Here is a 14682-nt window from a genome sequence, read left to right as displayed (position 1 = left end):
CTGATGAGGGTGATCTGGCTGGTGCCAGATCCTGTCCTTGAACGGGCTTGATGGGGCAGATTGCGCCCCTTCACTGTGTGACGTACGTGCGGCGGTCCTGCAGGGTCTGGGCAAAGATGCTTTCGTACTGGTCCAGCATGAGGTCCAGGTTCATCAACGACGCGACGCTGTTGCGCGCCTGGCTGCCGAGGCGCTTAAGCAATTCGGTTTGCTGGTGCAGTTTGAGCATTGCCATCCCCAACGAGTCCGGGTCATCGGGGCTGCACAGCAGGCCGTTGAGCGGTTCCTGAATGATTTCCGTCAACCCGCCCATGCGGCTGGCGATGACTGGCAGAGCATGTGCGCAGGCCTCGACGGCCACCATGCCGAACGGCTCATTCCACAGGGAGGGGACGATTGCCACGTCGATCTGGCGGTAGAAGTCTTCGGGCTTCTGGACGCCGACAAAGCTGATGTCCGGTGATGTGGCCATGGCCCTGAAGTGCTTTTCATCAGATGCCTGCCCACGCCCGGCAATCTGCAGGGTGGCTTTGAACGGCAGATGCTGAAACTGATCAATCAACCATCCCAGCCCCTTGTTTGTGGACAGCGTGCCCAGGTAACCGAAGCGCAACGGTGCATCATCGGCGGGTGCCTTGGGCTGCCCCGAAATCGGTGGAGTGAACGGGCTGGCGTTATGCACTACGTAACCCCGCGCGCCTTTGAAATAGCCCTGCGCCTGCAAGGTGTCGAGCATGAAGCGGCTGACACCCACGACCGTGTCGACCTGTTCTGACTGCTGTGCATGATTGCTGCGCAACTGCGTGCACATCGTGCATTGGAGCTGGCAGTTATGACCCTTCTTGAACATGGTGCTGGCCGGGCAGAGCAAGTAAAAGTCATGCAGGACCTGCACGATCGGGCGATTGGCCCCGGTTATTTCGTCCCACGCCGACACCGACCAGCCAGTCAGGTTATGGCACACCACCAGCTCCGGTTGCTCCAGTTCCATCACCCGCCCTACGTATTCGCGCATGCCGGCGTTGTAGCGATCACGCCAGTGCCAGGCAAGCCGCGCCAGACGGCCCGGACGCTGGGCCATGAAGTGCCAGTACCGGTTAAGCAGGCCTGCGCGATAGACCTTGACCCGATTGACCTCTGCCAACTGCAAACCGGGCCGGTCGGTGGTGGCCAGCACGGCGACGCTGTGCCCGCGTTGCTGCAAGCCCTCGACAGTACGTTGCAGAATGATCTCTGCGCCGCCGCCGATATCGGGCGCATAAAGGCTGCTGATAAACAGAATTTTCATAACGGGTAGGCCTTGTTCAGGCCCAGCACGCTGGCTTCCCCATCGTGAATGGCGTCGTTGAGCAGGTTCAGGCGCGCATCGGCGTCATAGCGCCAGGCATACAGGCTCAACAGGCAGAGAAATACCAGGCGATTGACTTGATAGAGCAGTGGGGAGGACGCCCAGATATGCCTGTCGAACCACGCCTGGTTACGCGCGGCGTAATAAGCGCGCAGGTCTGATCCGCCCGACAAGTAGCTTTCATAGACGTTGCGGGTGCGCGCCTTGATGTTCCATGAATCCTCGAGATCCTCCAGCAGCGCTTCGGGGACCAGAAATATCTTCCCGCCACCGTCGGTAATGCGCCAGGTGTATTCGGTGTCATCGCTGTACAGCTTGAGCGCGTCCAGTGGCAGTCCGATCTTCTTGTACAGGCTGCGATGGGCCAGTAACCCCCCGTAGGTGGCGAAAGGGAGCTGCACCCGTTCCGGCATGGGCACGCTGGCACCGGGCTTTCCGAAGGGCAGGCGTCGCCAGATCTTGTATGGCAACTGGGCGATGTGAAAGCCGAAGAAGCTTGAGCGCCGCTGAATTGCGTAACGCAGCGGTACACCCGCGGCGATGTCCGCTTGATGCGTGGGGCGAAAGCCGAGCACTGCGCAATTGTCCCTGCCGTCGATCGTTTCACGTTCATGAAGAGACCGGTGTAACACCTCAATGGCATGGGTGGTCGGCGCGTTATCGTCGTCCATCAACCAGATGTAATCGTCGCCGGTTTCCAGCGCGGCCTTGATGCCTGTCGAATAGCCGTTGGCCGAGCCGGTGTTGTCAGGCAGCCAGAGCACCTGAACCCGGTCGGGCCACTCATCGCACAGCGCCTGCAATGGTGCAACGGAAGCATTGCTGACAATGATCACACGACCGATCAGCGGGCTCTCCAGCGAGCGGCTTATCAATGTGTGCAGATAGCTGAAACGGTCACCATAGGTGAGCGTCACCAAGGTGGTCTGGTGGGGCATGGTGTGGTTCCGGGGCTGGTTAAGCAGGCTGAGACGCATGTTTCAGGCACACGCCTTGGGCAGTTTCCTACAGGTGCGGCAGGCCTTACGCGCGGGCTTCGACCCTTGACAGGCTGCTGATGGGCAACCCCATTTTTTGCTGGCGTTGCAGCATGTTGAGCAGAATCACCGCACGCTCGGTACCGTCTTCGCTCAGAAAGATGGCTTCCACATCACTCCAGCTGCCCGTCGTGATCATTACCGGATCACCTTGAATAAATCGTGCTTTGGGCGCAGGTGTGGAGAGTCGCTGGCGGATCTGCTCGATCAGATGATCGCGGACCGGCACCGGGTGCCCGCCGAACGTCACAATGCGCGAGACTCCGCGTGTGGAGCGAATCGGGTACCAGTTGTCCTGTACCTGATCCATCTGAATGAACAGGTAACCGGGAAACAAAGGCTCGTCGGCCTGAACCCTGGCAGCGGTTTTTTTCACATCGACCTGCAGCGGTCGGTAGCACTGGAAATGCTGGCGTCGCAAATGCTCTTCGGCGCGGGCTTCCTGACGCGGTTTGGTCTGGATCAGATACCAGCGAGCTTCCTGGGCGGAGAGGGCCATGATTAATTCCTTTTAAATGAAACAGCTCAGTGAACGGCAGGCGTCAATACGGGTCATCGGGGCGCAGGGTGGTAGTTGTAGCCATAGGCCGCGTAGTCGTAATCGGACGTCGTGGCCTTGCGCACCACCGCGTTGAAAATGGCACCCTTGATCAGAATTCCGTTCTGGCCCAGGCGGCGCTTGCAGGCTTCGATTTCCTGGGCGGTGGTCATGCCGAAACGAGCAACCAGCAGACAGGTTCCTGCCTGGCGACCCACCAGCGTCGCGTCGGTCACAGCGAGGATGGGTGGCGTGTCAATCAGGATCAGGTCATACAGCGGCGACAATTCGGCCAGCATCTTGTTGAAGTTGTCATGCATCAGCAGTTCCGAGGGGTTGGGTGCAGCGAAACCACAGGACATAAAATCCAGACGCCGGACCCGCGTCTGATGGATGACTTCGGTGCACCGCAAGCGGGCGGCCAGCGTGTCGGACAGACCGTGTTTGGGCTGCAGGCCAAAGAGGCGATGCAGGTAGCCTTTGCGCATATCGGCATCGATCAGCAGAACCCGCCTGCCGGTCTGGGCAATGATGGTTGCCAGATTGCTCGATACAAACGATTTGCCGGCGCCTGGTGTCGGGCTCGATATCATCAGTACGTTGTTACGCGCCTCCAGCATGGCGAAGTGCAAGCTGGTACGCAGGCTGCGCAGCGATTCGATGGCCAGCTCGCCGGGTGCGGCAATGCTCAGCAGTCTTGAATCCTTGCTATCCTGATCGCGCTTTTCCAGGCGTTCCTGCTGACGCGAGTGGGGGAGTGATGCGTAGACCGGCATGCCCAGACTTTCGATGACTTCGGCGCTCTCGATGCCCCGATAGAACGCCTGGCGCACGAATACGATGGTCATCGCGACCAGTGCGCCGATCAGCGTGGCGATCAGCACAATCAGCGTCTTCATCGGTTTGACGGGTTTCTCGACATTGGTGTCGGCGTTGTCGATGACCCGCACATTACCAATGCTGCCAGCACGCAGAATGTCCTGCTCCTGACTCTTGTTGAGCATCAATGTGTAGGTCTGGCTGATGACCTGCATATCGCGGGTCAGACGCAGCAACTCCTGCTGGGTCATGGGCAGCGCGTCGATCTTCTTCAACAGGCCTTGTTTCTGTTGTTCCAGCTGGTTCATCTGGCTCATCAGGCTGCGATAGGTCGGGTGCTCACGGGTGTACAACCGTTCCAGCTCTACGCGCCTGAGTTTCAGTTCGGAAAGCATCGAGTCGAGGCTGACTACCTGATCAAGCACGCCTTTGGTTTCGATGCTCAGGTCCACCGATCTGGCGCTGGTCTGGAAGTTGTTCAGCGCAGTCTCCGCGTCCTCCAGCTGTTTGCGCACGGCAGGCAACTGCGAGCGTAGAAACTGCAGCCGTTGCGCGGCCTCGGCCGAACTGCGCTCCACGTTCTGGCGTACATAAAGATGGCTGACTTCGTCGAGAATCCGGTTGGCCCGCTGTGCGTCCTGGTCCTCGATGGACAGGTAGATGATGCCCGAGTCCCGGCCGGCTTCGGCGATTTTCAACCGGTTCTGATAAACCAGCGCGGTGCTGAGCGTGCGCTGTCTGGAGACACTGAAATCGGTACCGGGACGCGCCCGCAGCGCAGCGACCTGAATCTTCACCCCGTTGCCTTCGACAATGCGGTTGATGGTGCCGCCAAGCAGCAGATTGTGCTCGTTGTCGTAGAGCGAGAACTGGCCAGGCTTGCCTGCGATGAGGGTGAGTTTTTCGCCCAGCAGGTGCTCCGGCACCTCCAGTTGGAATACCTCGATTTTCTCGCCACCCCACGCGTATTGCGTCAGGCCGAATAACGGCTTAGCCAATTCACCGTCGCGCACTGGCTTGAAGGTACGGTATAGGTAAGGGCCGATTACCGGAAAGAAATCAGGTGTCTGAAGCGTATTGAGCTTCAGATCGTCGACGACCTTGCCCAACAATGCGCGCGACTTGATCAGCTCGATCTCGGTGGTCGCCTGCGACACTGACAATGGCTTGGCGCTGACCTCCGGGGTGCCCTCGATGCCGATTTTTCGGGGCTCTATCTGGATCATGGCGGTGGCCTGATACACCGGCGTGGCCAGAATGGCATAGCCCAGACCGATCAGAAAAAACAGGCTGACGGTCCACAGGATCAGCGCTTTGTGATCGAACAGCATGCGCAGGACCGCTGCCAGATCAATCCGGGAGTCCTGGTGGAAATCCAGCGAAGGACGGTTCATGACGGTCATTTATCCTGTTGCTCCTGACTGAAAATGAGGAAGCCAGTCGTCAATGCAGCGTGAGAGCTGCGTGTAGGTCTGTTCAAAGGCTGATGCGGGACGTCGGTAAGGGTCGGCGATGTCGAGCGGGTGCTGCCATTTACCGATCAGAAAGGCTTTGCCGCGTACTTCGGGTGCGAGTTTGAGGACGTCGGCAAAATGTGCCTGCTCCATCAGCAGAATCAGGTCGGCCTGGCGTAGCAGATCACGGCTCATCTGCCGAGCTGCATGGCGCTGCGGCTGTACCCGGTGCGTTTGCAGAACCTGCCGAGCCGCCGGGTCGATGGACGAACCTGACAGCGCGGCGATGCCTGCTGACTGAACGCGTACCTGCGTGGCCTCCAGGCGTTGATGCAGTATCGCGACGGCCATCGGGCTGCGGCAGATGTTGCCGACGCACAACACCAGTACGTTACTGAACATGTGCTTTGCCACTGGTCTGGAACAGGCGTCTGCTCAGGTTGACGACAACATTGCCGGCCACTTTCCACAACGTCTGCAGTTTGTGGCGGGGCGCGAGCGCGGCCAGCGAGAGGCACACCGTCTGCATCAGGAAGTGTTCGTACAGCGGCTGATTGCCCAGACGATTGTAATAGTTGGCCAGGCTTGAACAGGTCTGCAGGTTCATATGCAATTTGCGTTTGTCGCTGCGCATGGAAAACACGCCGCCGGGGTGCAGCCGATAGGCAGCCGGCTTGATCTGCGCCATGAACTTGCCTTTGCCGTAGGCCCCCAGCAATGACCACCAGCACATATCGTTCAACGGTGCACCGCACATGCTCAATTCGGGCGGCATTGTGCTGAACACATTGCGAAAGCAGACGGTCAGCGTCGACAGGCGTCTGGCCTGTTGCAGCTCCAGCGCCGTAGCATCGTTGCGCAACAGGCCTTGCAGTTGCACGCCGTACTGGCCGTATTCGTCGAAGGCGAACGCGTCGTGATAGGTGATGACGTAATCGGCATGGCTCTCGAGAAAGTCCACTTGCAGCTGCAGCTTTCGCGGATCAGTCCAGTAATCGTCGGCTTCGCAGTAGGCGATGTAACGGCCGCGGGCTTCGGCGAACAGGCCCGGAACGCAAGGTGCGCCCTGACTGTACTGGTTGACCTGTTGATAGAAGGGCCGAATGATCGTCGGATACCGCTCGGCGTAGTGCGCAATGATGCGTGCAGTGCTGTCCGTGGATGCATCGTCGTTGATCAGGATTTCAAACCTGAAATCGGTCTGCTGTGACAGAAACCCTTCCAGTGCCTGAACAATGAAGGCCTCCTGGTTGTAGGCGGGGCATATGATGCTCAGCAACGGCGATGCCACGCAGGGTTCGCCGGTATTTTTTGCAGTGTCGTCCATGGCTCAGGTACTCGGTTTGCTGAACAAAACATAGATTTTTGACGCTAGCGGCCCATGGCTTGCCGCCACCAGTGCCAGAGTGACAAGGCTGCTGGCGGCGAGCGCCAGCAGCAGGCTGCCACGGCTTTCATCGGCAATCAGATGGAACACAGGCGCGCTGATCGCCAGGCCCGCAGCGGTCATCGCACTGATACGCAGAATGTCGCTCAACCATTGCCGATGAAGACCCGGTGCCAAGTGCTGATGGACGATGACGGGCCATATGGCGAAGGACGTCGCACGCAGGAAAAACCACGCCAGCGCTGCGCCGTAAACGCCTTGATAATGGATAGCCACGAACGTTACAGGCACGCTGATCAGTGTCGAAATCACGCTGTACCACAGGTGCAAGTGCATTCGGCCATAGGCGTATTGCAGGTAGAACTGGAAAGCACTGGCAGCCATGATTGCGCTGCCCAGCGCGTACCAGCCCAGCACCGGTCCACTCCAGCGCGCAGCTGTGTGATCACCCGTCCAGGCGATAATCAGCGGCTCGGCATACAGGGCAATTACGCCTGCCAGAGGGAACAGAAAGGTACAGGCAAGGCGATTGGCTGCCAGAAACAACGTGTGCATGTCGTCGCGCCTACCTTCGGCCACCAACACAGTCAGGCGCGGCAAGAGCGTCTGAACCAGCGGGTTGCTCAGCATCACGATGCCCGTGGCGATCAACGCAACCAGTGAGAAGTAGCCGTACTGGTCCAGTGGCAGCAGATTCGACAGCAGCACCTTGTCCACCTGAGTCAGCACAATCCACAGCACTGCGCTCAACGACAGACCGGCGGCGAACGGCAGCAGCGGCTTGATCAGTTGCCAGTCCAGGCCGGTCAGCCAGCGCGGCGCAGGCATCTGCCTGCGGGCTTTGCTGGCAAAAAGCAGGGCTTCGAGCAGCCCGACCACGAGCTGAAATACAAAAAAGTCTTGTGGGTCTCGGGAGAACTGACTGACCAGCAGCAAGCCGCCGAAGTAGCGCAGCGTTGCAATCGACACATTGGCAGCGTTCAGCCAGGCGTGCTGCTCAAGGCCCTGAATGGCGCTTTTATAGAGTGTCGAATACAGGCGCAAGGCGATGACGATGCCCATCAAGGTGATGCAATGCGCCAGAGTGTCGGGTTGCAGCGTATTGGCGTTCAACCATTGTGCTGCGATCCAGGGACTGGCGACATGGACAAGCAGGCCGCAGAGCATCGTGATCGGTAGAAATATCAGTTCGAATGAGCGCAGTAGACGGCCCAGGCTTTTCTCGCTCACGGGAGTGCCTTGCTGATGTGCCACTGCGCGCACCAGGCTGGGAGACAGTCCCGCGTCCAGCAGTTGCAGCCAGGCTTGCAGCAGGGTGAAGAAACCGATCAAGCCGTAGGCCTCGGCACCCAGATGGCCCAGATAAAACGGCATGATCAGAATCCCGACCAACATTACATAGGCCTGTCCGCTGTAGTTCAGGACGGTGTTGCGAATGATCGAGCGGCCGCGAATGACCGGGCTTGTGTCACGCATGATAGTCAGCAGACCCTGGCAGCGGAGCAAGCCGGGTAGTCCATATCAGTCACAGCACAGGTTTCGATCAGCGTGCGTATGACCAGGTCCTGCTCGCTTTTCAGCAGGCCGGGATAGATCGGCAGGCACAGCACTCGTTCGCTCAATGCTCTGGACACAGGCTGGCCGGGCTGTGGCTGCAGGTATTCAAGGGTGTCCAGTGAGGGGTAAAAATAGCGGCGAGGGTTGATCTTGCGCAGGTTGAGCGCGGTGCGCACCGTCAACAGCTGTTGCTCGTTACGCAGCGCCACCGGGTAATAGCTGTTATTGAGTTCGCTGTCGGCCTGGGGTTTTTGCAGATCCAGGTAGCTTTCCAGCGCTGACGTATAGCGGTGAGCGATTTGCGCGCGCTCTTCAAGGATGTTGCCTATGTTGTCGAGAATGCATAGCCCCATGGCTGCGGAGAATTCGTTGAGCTTGGCATTGATGCCGATGCCGTCGATTCGGTCTACTCCCGATATGCCAAAGTTGCACATCAGGTGGGCGCTTCTGGCCAGTTCGTCGTCGTTGGTGATGATCGCGCCGCCTTCAATCGTGTGGAATAGTTTGGTGGCATGAAAGCTCAGGGTGCTGATATCGCCATGATTGAGCACCGACTGGCCGGCATGACGCACGGCAAATGCATGTGCGCCGTCATAGATCACCTTGAGCTTATGTTCGCGGGCAATCTGCTGAATGGCTTCTACGTCGCAAGGATTGCCGAACACATGGGTGCCCACGATTGCCGTAGTGTCTTCGGCGATGCTGCGTTTGATGTGCTGTGGCGAGATATTCCAGGTGTCCGGATCAATATCGGCAAAGACCGGGCGAATACCTTCCCATTGCAGCGAGCTGCTGGTGGCGACGAAACTGAATGGCGTTGTAACAGCGCTGCCACTCAAGCCCAGAGCCCGATAGGCAATCTGCAGGGCCAGGGTGCCATTATTGGTCAGAATAATGTGTTTGACGCCCAGATAGTCCTTGAGCCGGTCCGTCAGATCCTTGGCCAGCGGGCCGTGATTGGTCAGCCAGCCGCGGGCGTAGATACCTTCAACGTAGCGTTTGAACTGGTCGATATCACCCAGATAAGTCTTGGTCACATTAATCATCGAAGCCTCCATGTTTCTCTGAATCGGGGTGTTGCCGAGTGAGTGACCAGACATCTTTTTCGCGTACGGGCGCTGCATTGCTTCAGGCAACGCTACCGCCACACCGAACGTGTTCAGTACTTTAAAAATAGAATGGAGAGTCAACAGACATCCGCCGACGCCTGCTGAGCACCGTGGAAATAACTGAAAGCGTGGGACGGAACAGCGGTCAACTTCGGCTTGATTATCCCGACGCTATGCTCTGCGGCATGTGCGTGACAACGGAATGCGCCTGACGGCCCTATATATCGGTCGCGGCAGGGTATCTGTCAAATTATTTCGTCATCTTTCTGTTAGATTTTTCATAAATGGCAAAGCAGATTTCATAACTAACTGATTTATAAAGGTGTCAAAAAAATATCATCTTGCAGGTGTATTTAAATGACACGCTGAACGTGCTCTGCAAGACGTCAATAAGTCGCTTTATTTTACAATCTGCGCCTCTTTATATTTCCAATTGATCTATTTAAATATCAATTAATAATTTTTGGTTCTATGCGGTTTGGTGCATGATCGTGTTCATGGACTGCAGGCAGGAGAACGAACATGAAAGAGCCAGTGCTGTATTTTGATTACGCCGCCACTACGCCTGTGGACGAGCGTGTTATCAGGGTCATGGTCGATTGTCTGGGGGTGTCAGGCAATTTTGGCAACCCTGCATCCAGCGCTCATTCATTCGGACAAAAGGCCCGCGTTGCGGTAGAGATTGCCCGTGAGCAGGTTGCCCGTCTGGTAGGTGCTCAGGCCTCGCAGATCATCTGGACCTCCGGGGCCACCGAATCCAGCAATCTGGCGCTCAAGGGCGTGGCTCAAGAACGCGCGAAGAGGCAGGCAGCATTCGCCGGAGGCAGATCCGGTCATATCATCACCAGTCAGATCGAACACAAGGCAACCCTTGATACTGCGCGGCAACTTGAGGAAGAGGGCGTCGAGGTTACCTGGCTGGCACCGGACAGCGATGGCCTGATCAGCGCCGACGCAGTCAGTGCCGCTTTGCGCGATGATACGTTTCTGGTCTCGCTGATGCTGGTCAACAACGAACTGGGTACGGTCAACGACATCGCGGAAATCGGCAGGCGGGTAAGGGCTCACGGCGCATTGTTGCATGTCGACGCTGCGCAGGGCGCTGGCAAGTTGCCGATTGACTTGAGTCAGCTCGCGGTAGACCTGATGTCGCTTTCTGCACACAAAATCTATGGGCCCAAAGGGATTGGCGCGCTGTATGTCGGCCCGCGCGCGCAGCAACGGGTTCTCGCCCAGATTCACGGGGGCGGGCATGAATGTGGTCTGCGCTCCGGCACCCTGGCGACGCATCAGATTGCCGGGATGGGTGCGGCCTTTGCCCTGGCGGCCGAAGTGCTTGAAGAAGAAGTTGTTGAAATACAGCGGCTCAACAGTCTTATCTGTGAGCGACTGGCCGATATTCCGGGTGTGTGTATCAACGGCAGTCCCACCCAGCGGATTGCCCACACCCTCAGTTTTACATTCACCCACAATGATCTCGACGTTGCAGCGCTGGGTGACAAACTTGCCTTCTCTTCTACCTCGGCCTGTAACTCTGCGAAGAACCTGCCTTCACACGTCCTGCTGGCTCTGGGGCTGAGCCCGCAGGCTGCCGGTCAGACCATACGTCTGAGCCTGGGGCGCTTCACTCGTGATCAGGATATCGAGCGTGCGGCCGAGTCGATTCATGCCTGTCTGATTCAGCCAGCGTTCTGGGCGGTTGCTCAGTCTCGATGAGTGCTCCATTATCTGAACCGGTGAAAGCAGTCAATTTCCGGGTCAGCAGGAGAGTCAATGAGCACGCAATCCAATGCCAGTTCAGAAGTGGCAGAACGTTTGGCGCAAACCCGCGCCTTGATGAGCAGGGAGCGCATCGATGCCTATCTGGTGCCGTCAGCGGATCCGCACCTCTCCGAATACCTGCCCGGCTATTGGCAGGGGCGCCAGTGGCTGTCGGGTTTTCACGGTTCGGTCGGTACACTGATCATTACCCAGGACTTTGCAGGCATATGGGCTGACAGTCGCTATTGGGAGCAGGCAACCAAGGAACTGGCAGGTAGCGGTATCGAGCTGGTGAAACTGTTGCCGGGCCAGCAGGGGCCGCTTGAATGGCTGGCGGACGAAGCCAAAGCCGAAAGTGTAGTTGCCGTAGACGGTGCGGTCCTGGCCGTTGCCTCTTCGCGCACTCTTGCAAGCAGGCTTTACGCGCGTGGTGCTCGCCTGCGCACGGATATCGATCTGCTCACCGAGCTGTGGCAGGACCGTCCTGCCTTGCCGTCTCACCCAATCTACGAACACTTGCCCCCTCAGGCATCTCTGGACCGTGCTGAAAAACTGGCTCGTGTTCGCCAGATCGTTGCCGAGCGAAACGCTGACTGGCACTTCATCGCAACACTGGATGACATAGCCTGGCTGTTCAATCTGCGTGGCGCTGACGTTTCTTACAATCCGGTTTTCATCGCCTTCGCCTTGATCGGCCCGCATAGCGTCACGCTGTTCGTGGACTCAAGGAAAGTGCCTGACCCGGTGCGCTCGCGTCTGGAGCGCGACGGCATCAATCTCATGGAATACACGCAGATTGGCGCAGCCTTGCGCGAGCTGCCGAAAGACGCACGATTGCTGGTTGATCCGGCGCGTGTAACCTGCGGCTTGCTCGATTACCTGGACAGTGAAGTCACCCTGGTTGAAGGGCTTAATCCGAGTACGCTGCTGAAATCGCAAAAAACCGAGACCGATACAGGTCACATCCGTCAGGCAATGGAGCAGGATGGTGCGGCGCTCTGCGAGTTCTTCGCCTGGCTGGACAGTGCGCTGGGACGTGAGCCCATCAGCGAAGTGACGATTGATGAAAAGCTTACTCAGGCACGGGAGCGACGTCCTGGATATGTTTCACCCAGCTTTGCAACCATTGCAGGGTTCAATGCCAACGGCGCGATGCCGCATTACCGAGCAACTGAAGCTGAGCACGCGCAGATAGAAGGTGATGGCTTGCTGTTGATCGACTCGGGCGGTCAATACCTTGGTGGCACCACCGATATCACGCGCATGGTTGCGATCGGAACGCCGAGTGCCGAGCAGAAGCAGGACTGTACGCGGGTTCTCAAAGGCGTTATTGCGTTATCGCGCACGCATTTTCCCAAAGGCATTCTTTCGCCGTTGCTGGATGCCATTGCCCGAGCGCCAATCTGGAGTGAAGGCGTCAACTACGGTCATGGCACCGGGCATGGTGTCGGGTATTTTCTGAACGTCCACGAAGGGCCACAAGTTATTGCCTATCAGGCACCTGCAACGCCGCAGACAGCAATGCTCCCAGGCATGATCACGTCTATTGAACCTGGTACTTACCGGCCCGGGCGCTGGGGTGTGCGCATCGAAAACCTGGTGATTAATCAGGAAGCGGGCACTACCGAGTTCGGCGAGTTCCTGCGTTTTGAAACCCTGACGCTTTGCCCGATCGATACGCGTTGCATCGAGGTCTCGATGTTGAACGAGGAAGAGCGCACCTGGTTGAACGATTACCACGCTCACGTTCTCGCGCGATTGAGCCCTCTACTGCAGGGTACAGTGCTGTTGTGGTTGCAGGCACGCACGGTCGCTGTCTGATATCTCGAAGCGCGTTACCGCAGGCTCAGTCCTGCGGTAACGGATCCGTCAGTGGTGTGCTTTTTCTGCAGACGATAATCATGCTGCGGCTGGTATAGCCTGCGGGGTTGAGGCCGAACGGATAGTCTTCCGGCTCTTCGGTGGCATCGCCCGATTTTGCGATGACCTTGAACGTCCTTGACGCACAGGCGTTGGTCGCAAGCTCGTAGCATTTGGCCCAGGAGGACGTCAGGCCGGAGCAGTTGATGTGAATGCCGCGCTTGCTTTGCTTGACAGGCTTGGATGTGGCTGCACAACCTGCCACAGCCAACATGGCCAATACGATAAAAATGTATTTCATTCCTTTCCTTAGCAAGCCATTGCTAATCGCGATCCATCCGGATGACTGGATCATGAGTCGATAAAACTGTAACGCAGAACTCTCGAGCATCTGTAGGTCAGGTGTCAACATGGCGCATGCGCTTAACAAATGCTAGTGCCATGTCGCTTCTTGACCTTATGACCGCGTGGTCAGTTCAGTCGGCAGGGACCAATTGAGGTTTTGTGTTTGCAGAACCAAGGGTGGCACCGATGGATGCGAAGATGATTGCGCCAATTGCCAGCCATTGGGTCAGCGAAAGGCTCTCGTGAAGAAACACCAGACCTGACAGCGCTGCGAAGACAGGCTCCAGGCTTGCCAGTGTGCCAAATGTGCGTGCCGACATTCGCGTCAGAGCGATCATTTCCAGGCTGTAGGGCAGGGCGGTCGACAGAATGGCGACACCCAGCGCTGCCGGTACCAATGAAATGTCAAATAATGCAGAGCCTGCGTGTATCACGCCGACAGGTCCGATGAAGAGTGCGGCAATCATTACGCCAAGCGCGGCGGTCTGTACGCCGTTGTCTGCACCTGCTTTATGCCCGAACACTGTATAAGCGGCCCAGCACACTCCGGCCCCCAGGGCATACGCAGCGCCGAGCAGATCAATCGCTTCGTTCGAGGCCCCGAGGGGGATCAATAGCAATAAGCCGATGACTGCCAGAGAAACCCATAGAAAATCGATGGGCTTGCGCGAAGACAGCAGAGCTACAGCCAGTGGACCGGTGAACTCCAGCGCGACCGCGATTCCCAAAGGCACAGTCTGCAACGACATATAGAAAAGGAGGTTCATGCTGCCCAGCGCAATGCCGTAGATCACCACAGTGCGTAGCGATTTTGCGGTCAGATTCGCTCGCCATGGGCGCAGGATGGCGATAAGGATAAGGCTCGCAAATACCAGCCTCAAGGTCGTGGTGCCTTGCGCGCCTACTACGGGGAAAAGACTCTTTGCCAGTGACGCGCCGCTTTGAATGGAGATCATGGCGATCATCAGCAGCCCTAGGGGGAAAAGGGCGGACGCTATAGTGTGGGGTTTCTCAGACATTTTGGTTGTATATCCTGGGTGTGATCCGGGCACTGATAATCGAACATGATGCGCAACAATCGATGCATGGGCAATATATTGCGCAATCTTTGCTTTTCCTTCTATATAGGTAATCACGAAACGGGCAATTTCGGTGATTTTGAAATTAACGGTTGACGCCCTCTGTGATCTGTCTATAATTCGCCCCACTTCCGGCGCAGACGGAAACGAAAAAACCTTGTAGATCAATAGGTTGCAAGGGTTTGGAGTGAAGAGTCAGCGAGAAAGGAGGTCGAGTCTGCAGTGATCGACAGCGGTGAGAAAAAAGAGTTTGACACGCGGTTGTAACGCTGTAGAATTCGCCTCCCGCTGATGAGCAACTGAAGAGTTGATCGAAGCGCAAGTGGTTGAAGTTGCAAAGGAAACTTTGAAAACTTCTTAAAATAACCGCTTGACAGATACAAGAGAC

12 protein-coding genes are annotated in these 14682 nt (G+C 57.3%); 2 read left to right on the top strand and 10 right to left on the bottom strand.

Going from position 1 to position 14682, the window contains the following annotated elements:
* Positions 1–70 precede the first annotated feature (70 nt).
* The 8 genes from FFH21_RS16760 to FFH21_RS16725 all read right to left on the bottom strand — a co-directional run bounded on the left by FFH21_RS16760 (position 71) and on the right by FFH21_RS16725 (position 9186).
* Entirely contained in the window at positions 71–1288 is a 1218-nt protein-coding gene (locus FFH21_RS16760) for a glycosyltransferase family 4 protein (RefSeq protein ID WP_011168981.1), read from the bottom strand.
* Positions 1285–2286 (bottom strand): glycosyltransferase, encoded by a 1002-nt coding sequence (locus tag FFH21_RS16755; protein ID WP_004665709.1) that lies wholly within the window; start codon positions 2284–2286, stop codon positions 1285–1287. The genes FFH21_RS16760 and FFH21_RS16755 overlap by 4 nt, the downstream gene beginning before the upstream one ends.
* Before the next feature lie 85 nt (positions 2287–2371).
* Positions 2372–2884, bottom strand: a complete 513-nt coding sequence (gene rfaH / locus FFH21_RS16750) for a transcription/translation regulatory transformer protein RfaH (RefSeq protein ID WP_011168980.1) — start codon at positions 2882–2884, stop codon at positions 2372–2374.
* 53 nt (positions 2885–2937) lie between these two features.
* Complete coding sequence (locus FFH21_RS16745) at positions 2938–5145, bottom strand: polysaccharide biosynthesis tyrosine autokinase (protein WP_011168979.1); 2208 nt, start codon at positions 5143–5145, stop codon at positions 2938–2940.
* Positions 5146–5598 carry a low molecular weight protein-tyrosine-phosphatase gene (locus tag FFH21_RS16740; RefSeq protein WP_002554036.1) on the bottom strand — a complete coding sequence of 151 codons (453 nt, stop codon included), beginning with the start codon at positions 5596–5598 and terminating at the stop codon, positions 5146–5148.
* Positions 5588–6523 (bottom strand): glycosyltransferase family A protein, encoded by a 936-nt coding sequence (locus FFH21_RS16735; protein WP_004660988.1) that lies wholly within the window; start codon positions 6521–6523, stop codon positions 5588–5590. Before FFH21_RS16735 ends, FFH21_RS16740 begins: the two co-directional genes overlap by 11 nt.
* A 3-nt stretch (positions 6524–6526) precedes the next feature.
* Complete coding sequence (locus FFH21_RS16730; protein ID WP_011168977.1) at positions 6527–8059, bottom strand: lipopolysaccharide biosynthesis protein; 1533 nt, start codon at positions 8057–8059, stop codon at positions 6527–6529.
* A gap of 5 nt (positions 8060–8064) precedes the next feature.
* The gene (locus FFH21_RS16725; protein ID WP_011168976.1) at positions 8065–9186 is read right to left on the bottom strand and encodes a DegT/DnrJ/EryC1/StrS aminotransferase family protein; all 1122 of its coding nucleotides are present in this window, start codon (positions 9184–9186) and stop codon (positions 8065–8067) included.
* A 585-nt stretch (positions 9187–9771) separates the two neighbouring features.
* On the opposite strand from FFH21_RS16725, the gene FFH21_RS16720 reads away from it, so the two are divergent.
* The gene (locus tag FFH21_RS16720; RefSeq protein ID WP_011168975.1) at positions 9772–10965 is read left to right on the top strand and encodes a cysteine desulfurase family protein; all 1194 of its coding nucleotides are present in this window, start codon (positions 9772–9774) and stop codon (positions 10963–10965) included.
* A gap of 57 nt (positions 10966–11022) precedes the next feature.
* The gene (locus FFH21_RS16715) at positions 11023–12831 is read left to right on the top strand and encodes an aminopeptidase P family protein (protein WP_011168974.1); all 1809 of its coding nucleotides are present in this window, start codon (positions 11023–11025) and stop codon (positions 12829–12831) included.
* 25 nt (positions 12832–12856) lie between these two features.
* Here the strand turns inward: FFH21_RS16715 and FFH21_RS16710 are convergent, their stop codons facing one another.
* Together FFH21_RS16710 and rhtA are read right to left on the bottom strand one after the other, a co-directional pair.
* The gene (locus FFH21_RS16710; protein ID WP_002554031.1) at positions 12857–13171 is read right to left on the bottom strand and encodes a hypothetical protein; all 315 of its coding nucleotides are present in this window, start codon (positions 13169–13171) and stop codon (positions 12857–12859) included.
* A gap of 175 nt (positions 13172–13346) precedes the next feature.
* Positions 13347–14234 (bottom strand): threonine/homoserine exporter RhtA, encoded by an 888-nt coding sequence (gene rhtA / locus FFH21_RS16705; RefSeq protein ID WP_041924590.1) that lies wholly within the window; start codon positions 14232–14234, stop codon positions 13347–13349.
* Positions 14235–14682 lie beyond the last annotated feature (448 nt).

It is taken from the genome of Pseudomonas sp. KBS0707, assembly GCF_005937945.2.
GTDB classification, from domain to species: Bacteria; Pseudomonadota; Gammaproteobacteria; order Pseudomonadales; family Pseudomonadaceae; genus Aquipseudomonas; species Aquipseudomonas amygdali.
The sequence above is the reverse complement of the archived record's forward strand: the minus strand, read 5'-3'. Positions and strand labels throughout refer to the sequence as shown.